The sequence below is a fragment of the Thalassotalea profundi genome, assembly GCF_014653195.1.
In the GTDB taxonomy this organism is placed as follows: domain Bacteria; phylum Pseudomonadota; class Gammaproteobacteria; order Enterobacterales; family Alteromonadaceae; genus Thalassotalea_B; species Thalassotalea_B profundi.
On sequence record NZ_BNAH01000008.1, the window covers coordinates 35,949 to 53,693 of the forward strand.

Annotated in this window: 17 protein-coding genes; 9 read left to right on the forward strand and 8 right to left on the reverse strand. The window is 35.8% G+C overall.

Annotated elements, in window-relative coordinates; translation table 11 throughout:
• The first annotated feature begins 45 nt into the window (after positions 1-45).
• The gene (gene mobA, locus IE155_RS10765) at positions 46-618 is read left to right on the forward strand and encodes a molybdenum cofactor guanylyltransferase (protein WP_189378267.1); all 573 of its coding nucleotides are present in this window, start codon (positions 46-48) and stop codon (positions 616-618) included.
• A 69-nt stretch (positions 619-687) separates the two neighbouring features.
• Here mobA and moeA read toward each other — a convergent pair whose 3' ends face one another.
• Both moeA and IE155_RS10775 read right to left on the reverse strand, forming a co-directional pair.
• Positions 688-1,938 carry a molybdopterin molybdotransferase MoeA gene (gene moeA, locus IE155_RS10770; RefSeq protein ID WP_189378268.1) on the reverse strand — a complete coding sequence of 417 codons (1,251 nt, stop codon included), beginning with the start codon at positions 1,936-1,938 and terminating at the stop codon, positions 688-690.
• Between the two features lie 112 nt (positions 1,939-2,050).
• Positions 2,051-2,728: a hypothetical protein gene (locus IE155_RS10775; protein ID WP_189378269.1), complete on the reverse strand. Its 678-nt coding sequence runs from the start codon at positions 2,726-2,728 to the stop codon at positions 2,051-2,053.
• Positions 2,729-2,979: 251 nt separating this feature from the next.
• Between IE155_RS10775 and IE155_RS10780 the strand changes: the two genes are divergently transcribed.
• Positions 2,980-3,357, forward strand: coding sequence for a YacL family protein (locus IE155_RS10780; RefSeq protein ID WP_189378270.1), 378 nt, complete (start codon positions 2,980-2,982; stop codon positions 3,355-3,357).
• 54 nt (positions 3,358-3,411) lie between these two features.
• On the opposite strand, the gene IE155_RS10785 is transcribed toward IE155_RS10780, so the two are convergent.
• On the reverse strand, positions 3,412-4,254 hold the full coding sequence (locus tag IE155_RS10785) for an HDOD domain-containing protein (RefSeq protein ID WP_189378271.1): 843 nt from the start codon (positions 4,252-4,254) through the stop codon (positions 3,412-3,414).
• Positions 4,255-4,499: 245 nt separating this feature from the next.
• On the opposite strand from IE155_RS10785, the gene IE155_RS10790 reads away from it, so the two are divergent.
• Positions 4,500-5,642 carry a WD40/YVTN/BNR-like repeat-containing protein gene (locus IE155_RS10790; protein WP_229817225.1) on the forward strand — a complete coding sequence of 381 codons (1,143 nt, stop codon included), beginning with the start codon at positions 4,500-4,502 and terminating at the stop codon, positions 5,640-5,642.
• Positions 5,643-5,748: 106 nt separating this feature from the next.
• Here IE155_RS10790 and IE155_RS10795 read toward each other — a convergent pair whose 3' ends face one another.
• Together IE155_RS10795 and IE155_RS10800 are read right to left on the reverse strand one after the other, a co-directional pair.
• A complete protein-coding gene (locus IE155_RS10795) occupies positions 5,749-6,858 on the reverse strand; it encodes an NF038122 family metalloprotease (protein WP_189378272.1) in 1,110 nt (369 codons plus the stop codon).
• A gap of 222 nt (positions 6,859-7,080) precedes the next feature.
• Positions 7,081-8,460, reverse strand: coding sequence for a hypothetical protein (locus tag IE155_RS10800; RefSeq protein ID WP_189378273.1), 1,380 nt, complete (start codon positions 8,458-8,460; stop codon positions 7,081-7,083).
• Positions 8,461-8,666: 206 nt separating this feature from the next.
• Between IE155_RS10800 and IE155_RS10805 the strand changes: the two genes are divergently transcribed.
• Positions 8,667-10,808 carry a TonB-dependent receptor gene (locus IE155_RS10805; protein ID WP_189378274.1) on the forward strand — a complete coding sequence of 714 codons (2,142 nt, stop codon included), beginning with the start codon at positions 8,667-8,669 and terminating at the stop codon, positions 10,806-10,808.
• A 117-nt stretch (positions 10,809-10,925) separates the two neighbouring features.
• On the opposite strand, the gene IE155_RS10810 is transcribed toward IE155_RS10805, so the two are convergent.
• Both IE155_RS10810 and IE155_RS10815 read right to left on the reverse strand, forming a co-directional pair.
• Entirely contained in the window at positions 10,926-11,795 is an 870-nt protein-coding gene (locus IE155_RS10810; RefSeq protein ID WP_189378275.1) for a hypothetical protein, read from the reverse strand.
• 207 nt (positions 11,796-12,002) lie between these two features.
• Entirely contained in the window at positions 12,003-12,182 is a 180-nt protein-coding gene (locus IE155_RS10815) for a hypothetical protein (protein WP_189378276.1), read from the reverse strand.
• Between the two features lie 451 nt (positions 12,183-12,633).
• Between IE155_RS10815 and IE155_RS10820 the strand changes: the two genes are divergently transcribed.
• The 5 genes from IE155_RS10820 (at position 12,634) to IE155_RS10840 (ending at position 17,151) form a co-directional block, all read left to right on the forward strand.
• The gene (locus IE155_RS10820; RefSeq protein WP_229817242.1) at positions 12,634-12,708 is read left to right on the forward strand and encodes a hypothetical protein; all 75 of its coding nucleotides are present in this window, start codon (positions 12,634-12,636) and stop codon (positions 12,706-12,708) included.
• A gap of 149 nt (positions 12,709-12,857) precedes the next feature.
• Positions 12,858-13,547: a methylamine utilization protein gene (locus IE155_RS10825; RefSeq protein WP_189378277.1), complete on the forward strand. Its 690-nt coding sequence runs from the start codon at positions 12,858-12,860 to the stop codon at positions 13,545-13,547.
• Complete coding sequence (locus tag IE155_RS10830) at positions 13,519-15,864, forward strand: bifunctional diguanylate cyclase/phosphodiesterase (protein WP_229817227.1); 2,346 nt, start codon at positions 13,519-13,521, stop codon at positions 15,862-15,864. The genes IE155_RS10825 and IE155_RS10830 overlap by 29 nt, the downstream gene beginning before the upstream one ends.
• Entirely contained in the window at positions 15,848-16,687 is an 840-nt protein-coding gene (locus tag IE155_RS10835) for a DUF3034 family protein (RefSeq protein WP_189378279.1), read from the forward strand. The genes IE155_RS10830 and IE155_RS10835 overlap by 17 nt, the downstream gene beginning before the upstream one ends.
• Positions 16,687-17,151, forward strand: coding sequence for a group I truncated hemoglobin (locus IE155_RS10840; protein ID WP_189378280.1), 465 nt, complete (start codon positions 16,687-16,689; stop codon positions 17,149-17,151). The genes IE155_RS10835 and IE155_RS10840 overlap by 1 nt, the downstream gene beginning before the upstream one ends.
• A 125-nt stretch (positions 17,152-17,276) precedes the next feature.
• On the opposite strand, the gene IE155_RS10845 is transcribed toward IE155_RS10840, so the two are convergent.
• On the reverse strand, positions 17,277-17,615 hold the full coding sequence (locus IE155_RS10845) for a hypothetical protein (protein ID WP_189378281.1): 339 nt from the start codon (positions 17,613-17,615) through the stop codon (positions 17,277-17,279).
• Positions 17,616-17,745 lie beyond the last annotated feature (130 nt).

The window sequence follows — 17,745 nt, forward strand, 5'->3', positions numbered from 1 at the left end:
GTTAGTTAAAAATAAAGGTGAAATATCTATATAAGGATTGATCGTATGAGAAAAAGGCGACCAAAAATTTATGGTGTTATTTTAGCAGGAGGACCTTCTTCACTGATGGGCGAAGATAAAGCTCATTTGAGTATTGCGGATGAAACTTTACTTGATCGTAACAAGTGTTTACTTGAATCTTTAAGCGTGAAAGAAGTTTTTATCTGTCGTAATGAAGAAGGTTATTTGAAAGATATTTATGAAAATGCTGGGCCTATGGCTGGCATTCATAGTGCGCTAGCAAAAACTAAATCAGCTAAAGTCGCCAATACATTGTTAGTTATACCTATTGATATGCCATATCTTGATCAAAAAATTATGCAGGACTTGCTAAGTTTTGGTGATGCTATGCGCTGCGCTGTAAATTTTAGCGGGTATCAACTACCTTTATATTTACCTAATAACGCTGAAAATAGGGAATTTGCTAAGGTGGTTGCATCGTCAACCGAAGATCGCTCAATCAAGCGCTATTTAAATATTATTAACAGTGCACAAGTTAATTCGACAGAAGTGGAAAAGTTATTGAGTGTAAATAATCAATCAGACTGGTTAAATGCAATTACTCTTTTGAAAAATTAGCTCACATAAAATAGACCAGTCATCGCACTGGTCTATTATTTTAATTAAATTGATTATAGCATTGCGAATTTATCCAATAATGTGATCAAACAACTCTATTTCAACATACTCACCGGCATTACACCCCTGATGTTGCTGTGGTAATATTATATAGCAGTTTGCACGGCTCATTGATGATAAAACCCCTGAACCTTGGTGTGATAATGGTGTTACGTTTAACGTGTTATTTTCAGCAGTAAAAGCTGTGCCACGCTGAAAATCCATTCTTCCTGGGTGTTTTTTTATTATATCTGTTGTTTTAGCAATCAATTTGATGGGCTTTTTGAGTGATTGACCAGACATTTTTTGAATTGCGGGAATAGCTAATTGATGAAAAGTCACGCTAGCTGAAACAGGATTGCCTGGCAAACCAAAAAATATACTATTGGCAAGCTTACCAAAAGCAAAGGGTTTACCTGGTTTCATTGCTATTTTCCAAAATGAAATACTTCCTAGCTCGTTGAGTACTTCTTTGGTGTAATCAGCATCGCCTACTGATACTCCACCGGAGCTAACTACTGCATCGGCTTTTGTATTTGCTATAGTGAAGGCTTCACGTATTTTTGTTTTATCATCAGCAATTATGCCTAAATCAAGAACCTCAACATGCAAGCGTTTGAGCATCGCTATTAGTACATGACGATTACTTTCATAGATATCACCTAAAGATAGAGTATCAGATGCTGACTTAAGTTCATCGCCAGTCGAAAACACTGCGATAACAGGTTTACGAAATACTTTTACAGAGCTCACACCTAATGAAGCTAGTAAACCTATGTCAATGCTGGTGAATTTATGTCCTTGGCTAAAAACTTTTTCGCCTACAGCAATATCTTCTCCTGCTAACCGTATATGATTGACTTTAGAAATAGACTGATTAGTGATAATACTTTCGCCTTGCACAATAACGTTTTCTTGCATTTCAACAGTAGTGGCTGACTTAGGTACAACAGCACCTGTCATAATACGGATACATTGGCCTGTTGTTAATTCACCCATAAAAGGCTGGCCAGCCATTGCAGTACCAACAAGCTTGAATTGACTGCCTTTAGGGATTTCGTTATCTTGATTAAAGTCTGCACAAAGTGCGTAACCATCCATAGCTGAATTATTGTGTGCGGGAACATTAACCGGCGATACCATATTTTCGGCGCAGATGCGAAAATCACAATCATTAAGCGAAACTTCTTCAATGTCATTAATGGGAGTAATGTCAGCTAATAATGTTTCTTTAGCTTGATTCATTGGCATTAAACCAGGAGTGCTACAACAATCTGTCATTTTATTTTTACTTAATTTTCTTTGAATAAGTATTGTCGCTAGTTTATGCTTGAGGTGTTTACTTTTCAAGGCGTTATCAGATGTTTGTAATAAACTAGCGGAGTTAAATTAACTATCTTTTCCCCAACTTTTTACGTACTTTTTCCATATGCTCGCGAAAGCTTTTATCAAATTTGGTTTCACCACAAGCAAACGTACTTACCGCTTTTACTCCATCTACGCCAATAGCTGACAAGTCTTCAATAATGGTACAGGTGCCATTGTCTCCTTTAATAACGCTTTTATGAGTACTGATAGTTGAGGTTGCTTGCTTTCTTTTTTCGTCAACTGTGGGGCGTATAGTCGAATGAGGCACCAAATTAGGTGTACCATGCATAACTGAACCTGTATTAGGTTGAGAAAGTTCTTGTTGAAACTGTGTTTGGTTTTGTCTCTGAATTTTTTCACGTAATTGTTGTAAGCTTTTATAACTAAAGCCCTGATGTGGTATTTTTTTTATTTCAGATGGTTTAGACAGAATGATTGATTTCTCATCTGTTTTAGAGATTGAAATATGTTCAGGTTTAACTTCTGGTACTGGTTTTGGTACTTTTTTGGATTGAGCTTCTTTCAGTTCACTGAGGTGTTCCGGTTGATTAAACACTTCTTCTTGCGATAATAACTTTTCTGTTTCAGTACTCTTGGTTTTATTTTTCTCCTGTGGCAGTAACTCCTCTCTTATCTCCTTAGGTTTTTTATAAATATAACTTTTAATTGATACTGGGGTTAATTTGGTTTTTGGTATGATCATTGTTTGGCTATTATTGAGAAATACTATTACTACTACATGCAGTAGCACGGACAAAAGTATGGTAAAATGCGCCTTCTTAAACACTTATAGCCTTGATAATCAATTAAATAGAAACATTAGCTTGTTATAGACGGGAATTGTATCAAATAGTTCATTCATCCTTTTATATTTAATACTGCAAAAGATAATTTCAATGATTTTAGTCGATTATACTAAGTTTAATTATTATACCTAATACTATTGAGGTTTATATGGAATACGAATTTCGACGCGATATAATCACCGGCAATGCTAGTGCCCAGTTTTCATATGAGCATCAGGCTGTTGGGCCTTGGCTTGAAGTTGAAATAGGGCAAGATGAAAAGAAGTTGGCTCAAATTTCACAAGCAGTTGAACGAGTTATTTCAAGAAAAGAGCAAGAAATTGTTTTTACAGGTCAAGAGTACTCAGTAACTATTTCACACAGTGATGTTATTATTAATGCTAATGCTTCTATGAGCTCAATTGATGAAGTTCCTGAGCATTTAGTTTCTGATGAATTAAATATTGATGAAAATAGTCGCGCAAGTTGCGGTCTTGATGATTTTTATACACTGTTATTATCGTGGGCTGATTTCATAAAGAAATAGCTCTATAAAAGTGCTTAATTAAATTATATTAAGTGTACTATTTTTTTAAGCGCTTTATATTTGTATTTCTGCCGAATCTTCAAGCAAGTCTTGGTATTTATCGTCATCTAATTCTAGCAATATAAATATTGAATCTTTTAAATAAGGCCAGTCTGCACTTTCTCTAAAATGCTTGTGAGTATGAACAAGGTTCTCGGATAATTTTAATATTGCAAAATAAAGCTGTTCAATACTCCCATTTATTACCTTGAGATAATCCCGCTCGTGATGGGCTAATATTAATTGACAAATATTTTTAGGTAAGTTCCACGAAGAGGCAACAAAGTAGCCTATTGTTGCATGATTCACTTGATAAACACTGTCCTCAATTGACGTTAATGTTTCACTTGGTGTGTTATAGGCGTGTTCGTAGGTTTCTGAATAGTCACTATACCTCATCGCCATAACGGGAATGCCACAATCGTGAAATAATCCTAGTGAATAAATAACATCAGCTGAAACTGCTTGTTTAATAGTTTTTCCAATAGCAACACAAGTATTTGCTATATTTGTAGCGTTTTGCCAAAACTCCTCAAGCGCAATACTACAATTATTTTGATCAAAGCTTTTTTTAAGTAAAGCATTTCTAACAAGTAGCATAATACCGTTAAGACCAATATAGCGCGAAGCTTTATGAATATCTGAAATACTTCGTGCTAAACCGTAGATGGGGGAATTGACAGTTTTGAGTATTGTAGCTGCAACCGCTACATCTTTAGTAATGATATCTGCAATAACATTTAAGTTTGGTTCAGGCTGCGCCATTAGTTTTTGGAGTTCTAATAATAGCGCTGGTTGAGCTGGGACGGAAAAACCTTTACTAATATCTGCGATAATTTTATCGTTAACTTCTAACATGATTAAACATCTTATGTCGTCATAGTAGAGGCAGAAAGCCTGCTACATTATATCATCGCAAGGATGTTATATTTAGGGTTGCAATTTAAACAGGTATTACCACTATCGCTTAAATAATTTGGCTTTTCAATAATAAAACCATAAAAGTCAGTGACAAATATCATAATTTCAATTTTGTTGACGCTCTTGTACTTCATATTTAAATAGACAATAGTAGATCAAAATTATTATACGAAGGGTTATCGGTGAGACAAATTTCTATTAAAAAAAAGACTAAAACTTTATTACTTCGTTGTTTATATGGTGTTGCGTTAAGTAGCTTTAACGTGAGTGGCTACGCTATGACTACGGTTGACCTTCCTCAGTGGCATAAAATTCAAATTAATAAAAATTTATCTTTTCGTGGTAGCGCCATTAAAGGCGACTCTTTATGGGTAACAGGCTCTAATAATAGTGTTTTCGTTAGCCAAGATGGTGGTAAAACGTGGCATGACAAATCGATAAAAGCGTCACTAATTACGGATTTTCGTGATATTGAGCTATTTGATACTAAAACCGCTATTGTAATGGGGGTGGGTAATGGCGTTCAGTCAGTGCTTTATAAAACCACTGATGGCGGTAATAGTTGGAATTTACTCTACCAAAATGCCGATGCACAAGGCTTTTTCGATTCAATTGCTTTTTGGGATAACAACCATGGCGTTTTGCTAGGTGATCCTGTTGATGGTTATTATACCATCAAATTAACGAAAGATGGCGGGACCTCGTGGCAGCGTATTGATAAAAAAAATATCCCCGAAATATTAGAAAAAGAAGCCGCTTTTGCAGCCAGCGGAAATACATTAATTGTCGGTAAACAAGGTAAAGCATGGATTACCACAGGAGGCTTTTCAGCATCAGTTTATGAAAGTGATGACTACGGACAAACCTGGCAACGACAAACTGTTCCTTTATACAATGAAACCCAAACGGCTGGCGGGTATGGATTAGCATTGAATCATCAGCAGCAACTTTTTGTTTTAGGTGGTGATTATCAGCAGCGTCCAGCAAAGTATAGCAATATGGCGACTTACCTTAATGGACAATGGCAAGCGGTTAATGCGGGTGAAAACGGTTTAAGAACGGCTATGCGCTGTGAAGGCAATATTTGTATAGCAACGGGTAAAACAAGCAGTGATATTTCTTATAATGCCGGCAAAAGATGGCAAGCTTTTGATGATAAAAACCTGTCTAATTTAAAAAGTACTAAAGGTGACCGAGGCTTTTATACGTTAGCAAGTGATAATATGGTTTTTCTCGCGGCGGGCGCGCACGGAAAAATAGGTGTGTTGTCGTTTAAAAGGAATGATAAAGGCGTTAAAGATGTAAAGTCTCGTCTAAAGAAATAAGTTAACGGATTTAGCTTAAACTGACTCATGATATTGTCGATAAAATAAAAGGGGTTATTTCAGTGTTGAAATAACCCCTTTTGATTAATTTTATTGTATTGCTGAGCTATTTAGTATTTAACGAACGGCGACGTGAAGTCGCTAAGCCGGCTAGTGCTAAACCAAAAATAGCAACAGTGGTAGGCTCAGGAACTGATGCCGTATTTATATCCCAACCAATAGCGTCAAAAGCAAATAAATCCATCGCAGTTGGACGAAGCATTTCACCAGGAGCTGCTGTAGGATCCATAATGCCAATACCTTGGTGATCTTCCCAATGACTGGCTTGTTGACCATCACCGCCATGTCGCCCTGTTGAAAAGTTAGCAAGGTTGGTCGCGCCACCATCAACTGAGAAATAGCTTTCAGCACCAGGTCTAAAGTCTTTTACGCCCCAACCAATGGCATAGCTTTCTTCTGAGTAACGGAATAAATCTAAAATATCAGCAACAGCGTAACTATCAACGTTAACTTGAGGATCTAAATAGTTGTATACATAATCATAAGTATCAACACCGCTAGTAAAACCTAACGCATGACCTATTTCATGAATAGCAACTCCGACAAAATCCCACTTATCGGTGTCAATACCATCTGATGCGTCAAAATCAAAAGCAAAATCACTACTAAAAGTAACATTACCATCTGAGGCTATGCCTAAGTGAGAGAGGTCTAGTCCCATTGCTTTTGCAACAGCAGTATTCGCATTGATCCAGTAATTATCTATTGAACCATCATTATCAAGCTCGTCTTCATCGCCGTTAGATTCTTCTTGATCTAAAAAAATAAGAGCACAAGGTGCGTCGCCAGCTGGCTGTGTTTGGTCACATGACAAATTATTGATTGCAACATTATCTAAGGCAGAAGTTGCATCACCAATTAAGGTGCTTGCGAAACCTTGATAAGTCCATTGTATTGCAGTAGAACCAGTACTTCCTAAAATGCCTGCGCCTAATGAATCAAATGCAATAGATAAATTAACGGTAATATTATCGGTAAACATACTTTCCCAAAAAGAGGCTGCTTCTTGGAAACCCGCTAACGCTTGTTGGCCTTTAGCATCAGCAAATTGTGCTGGATCATAATCTAAAGCAATAGTGGTTGCATTGGCTTGCGAGCACAACATTGAAGCGGCTAAAATCGCGCCTGAAATTGCTGATAATTTAGTTTTAGTCATCTGAATGTCTCTTATGTATTATTTTAGTTTTGTTATACAGTTAACAATTTCTCGGTAAATTGTTAATGCACTGTAAATGCAAAAATCAAGCCTTTACTTAAAAGTCATTTTAAATCATGTGTTTGTTGTTTTTTTGAAAGTTGGTTTAATGTTAACTGTAAAAGAATCTGACGCTTAAAAATCAACCAAAAGCGTGAAAAGTTAAGAAAGTGTACTTAACATTTATTCATCAAAGTTTTGTTCGCTCTCCATGGTTTCAATATTCACTATTTTTGATCGGTTAATAGTAATTTTATAACGCTGATAAAATTCTTCTTTTTTCATGTTTTTTTGAACAAGCACTAAGTTCATTTGATAACGACGTTCTACGCCTTGATTTGATACTTTATTTCCCTCGAAAGAAAATAAACGTCCTTCGCCCTTTTTTAAGAAGCGAACAAAGGGAGTCATGTTAAAAAATAACTGATTTTGAACTTCTTCAAAGCCAGGTTTAAAATTTTTAGCTGTGATCTTAGTTTCACATCTAAAATGTAGTAGTTGCGCTGATTGTTTATTTTGTTGGCGTCGTTTCTGTAACAAGCCATCTACTTTTTCAGGTAAATCTTTTTCATTAATATATTCGAGCCAAATAGTTTGTTGCGCCATTTTTACTTTACTTAAGCTATCATGAAAAATATGGAGCCATTTGGGGCGTCCTTTTTCTATCCAGCGCCAAATAATGCGCATAAGATCGTCACGAAACACTTCTCGTAAACCGTACAGTAAGCCAAGAAATAAAATTAATAACAAAGTTACTTCAGTATAAATCGTACGAGAATTAAGAACTATTGCCATCATAAAGCCCATAATTACCGCGGTTACTGTGCCTCTCACTAAGCGTTTCAAATGGTTATTGAGGTTGGATGTTTCTTTCTTAAAGACAACTCCAAATTCACTGAGTCTTTGTAATAAACGCATTTTATTGGTGATGCGGTTAGGGTCATCTAACGTTATTTGTGAATTATAATTATTGTCTTCTCGATATTTACTTTCGCTTCGGCATAAATCAAAAATTTTATCGCGAATACTTGTTTGCTCACTGCTCTTGGGGCTGTTAGCTAATAAATTTAAAAATGATTGTTCGGTATACCAACTTAAGTAATTGTCAACATTCTCGAAGTACGAGCTAAGTTTTTGATCTGGTGGTGTATAACGTCTTAATTTTTTAAGTAGATTTTGTGTTTGTTCAAGTAACTCGGAAGCCCCTTGGTAAAAAGCGTCAATATCTTGTTCTTGTAGAGATTGTTTTAAATCATTATCTAAAGCTAAACGAAATTGGTATGAGAATAAGTTTAAATTGCTGCGATAATCACTTTCTTCACCTTTGGTTTGACTGATAAAACGACTTCTTACTAGAGGTAAATGTACCTCTTGAGAGAAATAGGCTAAGTGACTTTTAAGGCTACTGTAAAAATAAGTGTCTTCGGGCAAGGTAATTGCGTTTATGCCCATGTCATCAGGAATTGAAAAATATAAATCTAGCTGTTGCGTTGCTTTTAATGGCAATTGCTGACTCACTTTAAAAGATAAATTTTCATCTTGTATTAAAGAGACTATTTTCACGTGTGAATGGTTACCTCTGTTAAGTGGTTGATAAGCTAAGTATCTGTCATTTTTGATATTTTTACAAATAGATAATTCAATATGTTTTTTGGTTAAGGTGGTGATAATTTTTATTATTATTTGCAAAAGCGTGACAATATGTCGCGGATATTAAAGAGGGCAGTATTATATACTTTAGCCCACTTATCACAGTGGTACATAACGAAATGGTTAATAATAAAAGCTCTCAAAGTAAATATTTAATTTCTCCCGTTGCGCTGTTAATTAGCGCCGTTTTATCTCCAGTTTCTTTTGCTGAGGACGACTCATTAGAAGTTATTGAAGTTCAAGGGCACTCACAAAATAAGCATTTAGCGCTGGGATCGTCTGATTCATTACTGAGCAATTCAGGCGTTGACTTTTCAGCGGCTGGCGGTGTTTCAAATTTACCTATTTTAAATGGCATGATGGGAGACCGAGTTAAAGTATTAATTGATGGCGCTGATGTAACAGCGGCTTGTGCAAATCAAATGAATCCGCCACTTTCTTATATCTCTGCCAACCAAATTTCGTCCTATAGTGTTGTAGCGGGGATTTCACCCGTTAGTGCTGGTGGAGACAATATTGCTGGCGTTATTAATGTTAATTCTATTTCACCTTTGTATAGTAACAGTGGTGAACTAGCTTGGCATTCAGGTTACCTTTCTGGCCGCTATAGTTCTGTTGATAATGGTCGTGCCATCGGTGTTGGTGCTCGATTAGCTAGTGATACTACAAGCTTTAATTATCAAGGTTCATTTACTGATGCTGATAGTTATGATGATGGTAATGGTGATCTTGTACTTGATACATTATACCGTGCTCAAAATCATAGTATTACTGCAGCTGTTCGTGATGAAGTACAACAACTGGTGGTGAAACTCACGCATCAAAAAATACCTTATCAAGGCTTTGCTAATCAATATATGGATATGGTCGACAATACCAGTTTTGGGGTTATTGCTCAGTACAAACGTTCATTAGACGATGGTGAATTTGAAGGGCAATTGAACTGGCATAACGTAAAACATGAAATGGGTTTTTTCACCCCTGAAAAAATGGGGATGATGCCAATGGAAACCGATGCAGAGGATGTAAGTTATCAATTTAAATGGTTATTAAATTTAGACCATAATAGTCGATTGTTATTAGGGCATGAATATTTTGACTATCAAATTGATGATTGGTGGCCAGGAATTGAAGGCTCAATGATGATGGGGCCTGATGATTATGTCAATATTAATCAAGGTAAGCGACAGCGTATTGCTGTTTTTGCTGAATATGAAAACCAACTCGATAGTAAATGGTGGTTAAACGCAGGAATACGTGTTGAGAATGTACGTACCGATACTGGCGAGGTACAACCATACAATGATGGTATGAGTATGGGAGGAATGGCCAGCATGAGTGGGATGATGGCTATGGAACCAAGTAATGCGATGGCTGCCAAAGCATTCAATATGCTTGATAGGGAGAAAACTGACACGCTTACTGATGCTAATTTATTAGTTAGCTATCAAATTAGCAATTATGACGAGTTACAAATTGGCTTAGCCCGTAAAAATAGAGCGCCTAATTTATATGAACGTTATAGTTGGGGCGTTAGTAGTATGGCTACTCGAATGATAGGTTGGTATGGTGATGGCAACGGCTATATTGGTACTCCTGATCTAGATGCAGAAACCGCGCATACTGTCAGCGTAACTTATAGCAAATTAGAGGCAAATGATAATTGGCGCATAAATGCTAACGTTTGGTATACAGACGTTGCTGATTATATCGATGCTGATCCTGTGAGAAACTTAAATACTACTGGTGACGTGACCCAAGATCGAAATGCATTACAATTTACTAATGTAGATGCGACATTGTATGGCGTAAAAATTGACTTATTAGCTAATATTTATGAGTCAACAGAGCTTGGTAATTTACAATTACAGGCAAGTATTTCTAATACACGAGGGACACGTGATGATACTAACCAAGCTTTATATCAAATTAAGCCCCTTCAAACTAAGTTTAGCCTGAGCCAGCAAATAGGTAACTTTGAAAACACATTAACTTGGGAATGGGTAGACAGTAAAACAAGAGTTGATAATAATCGTTTTGAGAATCAAACGGATAGTTATCACTTGGTTAATTTTACCTCGAAAGCCACTTGGGATGCAGTAACTTTTACGTTTGAAGTAACCAATTTATTGGACGAGTATTATCAGCAACCGTTAGGTGGTGTTAGTGTTGCTGAGTATAAAATGGATAATACTAATGGCTTTATGCAGTTAGCAGGGCAAGGGCGTTCAGTTAACTTAGGCGTAAGTTACTCGTTTTAATTATATCGGTCTATCAACTATACATTTTAACCCTGAAAATAAATGCCATGATCAAATGATCATGGCATTTATTTATTATTTAAATTAAAAACTTCATTTAAATAATAATATATCAAACTAGTTGATATCCTTTTCATTACGTAGTTTTTCATATTCTTCAATATGCTCAGGGTAGTGCTGCTTTACGTAGTTAAATAAATTGTTATTACCGCCAAGTTTTTTATCCGCTTTGGCTAACTTAGTTAAAACTGTTGTCGCATTACTCTGGCCTTCACCCATTCCAAAACTTAATTGCTCATATCTCGCTCGAGCGAGATATTCAATCGCATTCTGTTCTCTTACACTTGCATAAGATGTAATGATTGACCTTAATACCTCATTTACCTGTTCAGGGCGCTCACCATTAGGCCACTTACTTGTAACAGGGAATGGCTCACCTTGTTGGTAATTAGGAAAGTAAAATCTAACTACTGTCTCAAGTTCTGCAATGGTTTCAATTAAGTTAATAGCACTTAATGCTGGTAAGTTTAATGAAGGTTCGTCGGTAAAAATAGGATATGAACTAGCGCCATTAAATAGAGTTAACCCTAAATCCTTCCTATCATATTGTGATAAATAGTTAATCTCTCTAACCGATGGAAATCCTTGCTTGAGCCAGATCTCGTAAGTATTGTTATCGGTAAAATCTAATGCTCCAAATAATTGTTTATTGAGTGTTAAATATTTTTCTTGCTCATGTGGGGTTAGCTTTTCTAATAATTGAGTAAAAGAATTCACTGTTTGCTGCGTTGATATTTCATCTGAAATGCTTGAATCAGTAGTTTTTTCTGGTAGTTGTTGAGATAAACTACTTTCTGGTAGCAAACGCTTAGTTTCAATAGTTTCTTCGATCATGTTATTAGATACTGGTTGGTCATTGTTTTTAAAATATGTCAGCCCAACAAGAATGCATGCCAATATGGCTAAAAAGGTAATTAATATTTTCATTATTTACTCCAAATACCAGTGATGTAAGTGCCACTTATGCCGCTTACATCACTGCAATTTTCTTTCATGTCATTTTTAAACTATCTACATTCTTGAGTCTTACCAGCGTTTTCGTAGGGGTCTTCACCAAATATTTTGACAGCACTGCCATATGCATCTGCAAATTTTTCACAGTCGTAATTTGCACCGCATATTCCAGTTAGTGTATCATGAAAAGCCACCAGTTCCTTGGGTGTATTTTGCTAACGCCCATTCTAAAGCACTTCCAGTCCCACAACCGTTTGTTGCTGAGGGGATATTCCATAATGCGCTTGAATCTCCATAGAATGGCCAATGCATATTACCACCAAACATTGACTGACAATGATCAGGTCTTTCGTCACTCAATTCTGTACAAAATAACCCTTGTACCTCTTCTTGTTCAACATACTATTCTGCGGCATTTTGTAACATGTTATCAATCGTACTTTGTACGTTGTCTGCAGCACTTTTACAGCCTGAACCTTCGCAAGTTACCGTCCAAGACCCTGTATGAGTTCCCATTGTGATGCAGTTATTTGAATGATTTCAGTCGTATCTGCGTATGTTTTCTAACTTAAAGTAAATTGTAATATTAGTAAGAAAAGCGTTGAAAAGGTGAAGATTTTACACAGAATATGTGTGTTTGTGTGTTTGTGCATTATTTATCCTTAAATAATTTTATTTTGTAGATATAAGTTAGAACAGAGTTCTTCTAATAAAGATGACATTACGCGAGTTAAATATAATGACAATTTTTAAATTGTCACAGAAAAGTCAATAAGGACATATGTTGCCGATAAAAAGTTTGCGTAAATAAATGGATGACAGTGAAGAAATTATTCAATTAGCTGGAGTTTATCACAACTTATTAAGACAATGGACGCAAACTTAACTTATATAAGAAGCATGATAAAGATTCATGCTCTAAATCAGATAGTTAATTTTATTCAGATGAAAGTTATAGATTTATTTATTGGACACCTAAGAGTGGTAACTGTATGCTTTTATCAGAGCACATATTAGATAAAGGTAGCTATGTTAATGTTCCAATTTAGAGCGTTCATCATTTATTTCTTTGTTTCCGTTATCATTTTTACTTTAGCGCCTTTCACTGTTGCTAATGCTATAGGTGCAAGTAGGATAAAAATTGTTGATCAACATCAAAAGCCTTTAGCCAATGCGATTGTCGAGTTATATTTTAATAACAGTCGTGAACCTGATACAAACCATACAAAAACTGAATCTGTTTATATTATGGATCAAATCAATAAATCTTTTGTTCCTAGTGTATTGATAGTACCTAAAGGCAGTTTAGTCAGTTTTCCCAATAGTGATGATTTACGCCATCATGTCTATTCATTTTCTGCAGCTAAAACCTTTGAATTAAAGCTGTATGCAGGCAAACCTAAGAGTCCACTACAGTTTTCTGATGAAGGTATTGTGGTATTAGGTTGCAATATTCATGATGCTATGGTCGGATATATCTATGTATCTGAAAACAAAAATAATTATAAAACTGATAACAATGGAATTATTACTATTGATCAAACACTAAATAGCATTGAACGTTTGCAAGTGTGGCACCCAAACGCTACTGAAGGTGCTTATCATAGACAGAGTTATACATACGCACAATTAAAGCCACTCGATAATGTTGTGACTATCAGCATCAATGTTAACGAGCCTGAAGCAAGAGACAGTTTTGAAGATCAGTTCTCACATGCTCACTAGGTTTAGTTTAAAGTCACAAATAACTTGGTTATCGACGAGTTTAATCTTTCTAACTGTTTTATTCCTAACGGCAAGTTACTGGTTTAGGGTAGCGGACTATGCCGAAAAGCAAATTGAACGGCAAATGCATTTTGCTCAAAATGTGTTAAATCAAAATCTATCATCACAAGAACAAGTGTTAATTACCGCAGCAAGCGTTTTAGCGGCAGATTTCGGCTTTAAACAAGCTGTTGCGACGAGAGATAATAATACCATCAATAGTGTATTGGTTAATCATGGAAAGCGCATAAAAGCAGACCTTATGATGTTATTAGATTTAGAAGGTACATTAATTACTACTAGCGCTTTGCACCAGTTTGAAAGAAACGTAGTGGAAACTAGTATCAAAAAAATACCACTTAGAGGTGTTTATGCTCAAGTATTAAGTATCGATAACAAAGTATTTCAAGTTATTGTAGTGCCAGTAAAAGCACCAAGGACCATTGCTTACGTTGTTATAGGATTTGAATTTGATGAAAATGTTCTTCAAGAACTTAAAGAGTTGGTTGCATTAGAATTAACACTCTTGAAAAACGACGCTATCATTGAGTCTAGCTTTGATGACAAAACTATTGTTAATCAACTTTTATTAGATGTTAATCAAAAAACAGATAACCTATTGTTAACTTCGTCAGATTACTTCCATGAAATGATAGATTTTGGCGGGTCGAATGAAGTCTCAGTCGTGTTATCAGCTTCCCTTATTGAGATTCATCAGGACTTTAATCGGTTAATTACTTCTATTTTAATTATTGCTGCTATTGTTATCGTTATTGCTATTGGTTTTTCTCGAATATTATCCCGAGGCATTTCAACGCCTTTGAATATTTTGATGAATTTAACGAAAAAAATAGGAAGCGGTAGTTTAGATGTTCCTAAATTAACCGGTCGTTTACCCCCAGAGTTTAAAGAGCTTTATCAAGGTTTCTCAGTAATGGGTAGTGCTATTGAGCACCGTGAGGAGGAAATAAAATACCAAGCAGAGCGTGATTTACTTACGGGGTTATATAATCGTCATACTATGCTTACTAAGATAGATGGTTATTTTGTTGATAACATTAATGTTGTGCTCGTTGCGTTTAATATTAAAGCCTTCAAGGTATTAAATGATACGGTAGGCATTAGTAATGGTGATGCCATATTGAAAGAAATAGCCGCACGATTGCTTGTTTATGTAGATAAACTTGATATGAATATTTCCCAACAAGTTGCTGTCGCTCGATTAAATGCCGACGAGTTTTTGTTATCAATTCCGATCAGCTCTCCTGATGAAATTGAAGGTTTTATTCAATTATTGCAACTTGAACTTGAACGTCCTTACTGGCTAGACGGCATTAAAATTAATCTATCGCTGCATTTTGGTATTGCTAACTCTATTATGGATGGCACCAATGCAGAACGATTAATGAGGCGTTCAACTATGGCTGTTGCGGCGGCGGATAAAGAGCAGCTTTTTGTTAGATATTATCAACAAGGTGAAGATGAAGCTTATCTATATAAAATTAGATTAATCGACGAGTTTAAATCAGCACTTGAAAGTGAAAACAGTCCTTTGTTTATGAATTATCAGCCGAAATTAAATATAAACACAGGAAAAATAGATAAACTCGAAGCACTTATCCGCTGGATTAATAGTGAAGGACAGTTTGTAAACCCAGAAATGTTCGTTGGTTTAGCAGAAAAAGCGGGATTAATTGTAACGTTAACTCGCTGGGTGATTCTGCATGTTATTCAACAAATTGCACAATGGAATCAAGCTGGTTACCGCTTTCAAGTGTCAATTAATTTATCAGCACAAGATATTCAACATGAACAATTTGTTGATTATTTACTGACAACAGTAGAAAAATATGAGGTTGAAGCAACACAAATAACATTAGAGTTAACGGAAAGAGACTTAGCTGAAAATGAAGGTTTAGTTGCTACTAGGCTAAATCACTTAAAAACATTAGGTTTTGAAATTTCAGTGGATGATTATGGTATAGGTCAGTCATCATTAGCTAAATTGAAGAGCCTGCCAGTAGATGAACTAAAAATAGATAAATGTTTTATTTTGACCTTAGATCAATGTGCAAAAGATCAAGATATTGTTTCTTCCACTATTTTATTAGGTCATAAACTTGGCTTACGTGTTGTTGCGGAAGGTGTTGAAAATAAAGAAAGTTTAGCCTTGTTAAAAGAGTTTAACTGTGATTATGCGCAAGGTTACTACTTATCTAAACCGGTAACTGCCGATAAACTTATTCAATGGTATGACGATTATGAACCAATTATTTAATGTTATCACAACAATTGGTGTGGCCCTTTTAATAGTGCCGACTGTTTGCTTAGCTAATGGAAAAATTCTTGCTACACCTGGTGTGTCTCAAGTTGAAGGCTCTGGTGGAGGCGGATTAGTGCCTTGGGCTCAGTTAGCTGGGTATGCTACAGAAGATGAAATAGCTATTTCTGCATTTTGTACTAGAGCAACCGTACAAGACTTTCAACTTGATACTTGCGGCGCACAGGTAAATTTTTATGATCGATTAGAATTGTCGTATGCAGAGCAAAACTTTGATGTTGAGCCATTATCAACGACACTTTCTCAAGAGATATTTGGCGCGAAAGTGCGCCTTTATGGTGACTTAGTTTATAGCGCTTGGCCACAACTATCATTAGGTATTCAGTATAAAGCACTCGATTCAGACGATATTGCTTTTGCTTTAGGCGCACACGATAACAAAGGTGTTGATATATACTTAGCCGCCAGCAAATTACATTTAGGTGCGTTGGCGGGGTATAACCTGTTATGGAACGCAACTCTTAGATATACAGAAGCTAATGAAATGGGATTACTCGGTTTTGGCGGACCTAATGGCAATGGCGGCATACAAGGTGAAGTATCTGCTGCAGTGCTTTTAAATAAACATTTAGCTGTTGGTGTGGAATATCGCCAAAAGCCTGATAATTTAGGTTTAAATGAAAGTCGCTGGCGTGATGTATTTGTTGCATGGTTTCCTAATAAGCATGTTAGCGTAACCATGGCGTATGTTGATTTAGATACAATTGCCGCATTGCCTAACCAAGATGGTTGGTATGTGTCATTAACGGGGTATTATTAATGAGTCGTTTTACTATTAGCTCGATCAGTAATTTTGTAACCAACATCGTCATTATATTGTTAACTTTTTCAGTATTTTCTTGTAGCAGTATTAAAGAAAGCGCTGAACAACAAACGTTATACCAAGCTCTTGGTCAGCAACAAGGCATTGAGCGCCTAGTAAATATATTTATAAAAAAACTTGGGCAAGATAAACAAATATTTCCTTATTTTGCTAAAGCGAGTGTAAGCCATTTTAGACAAGGCTTTATTAGTCATATTTGTGAAGCATCAGATGGTCCTTGCCAATACGAAGGGGATAACATGGTAGATATTCATACGGGAATGAATATTAATGAAGCTGATTTTAATAGGGTAGTGGAGTTGTTGGTGCTAGCCATGGAAGAAGCTGGAATTGACTACCCAATACAAAACAAAGTGTTAGCGAAGTTCGCACCATTAAGGGGAGAAATAATTAAAATATAAACATTTTCTCGTCTGCTGTCAGTTCAAAAGAGGGCCTTAAGGTTAATGAAGAAAGCCATTGTAGCTTAAGTTCTAGTGGTATCTGCCAGCGTTCACTTAATTTTATATGACACGACAACGGTCAATTAAACAGTGCCTTCTAACGTTGGACTGTAAATACCCCAAACAGCAAATAACACTAATATTAATGACAATAAAAATAGGTAAAGTAGTAATTTCATTGACTTACTGCTAGAGCTTTTACTGACTCTACATAAAATTATTGTAGAAATTACCCCTAATACTCCCCAGTAACGGTAAGTGCCAATTAGTAGTGATGTTTGGCGAGGTAATTCTGCATTAAATGAAACAAATATACTTTCAAACTGTTGAATTATTAGAAAAGCCCCGCAGGCAAATAGGGCAAAGTAAAGCGTTGCTACGACAGTTATTACTACTTGGAAGTTAATTTTTGTGTGATTCATAAACTGCATATCCTTTGCATATTTTGTTGGAATAGTGAGTTAGAAAGATAAACGTCACACTTTTAAAGTGACATTACTTTATTTATTTCTAATATAAGATTACTCGATGAATAAATGAAATGCAAAATGT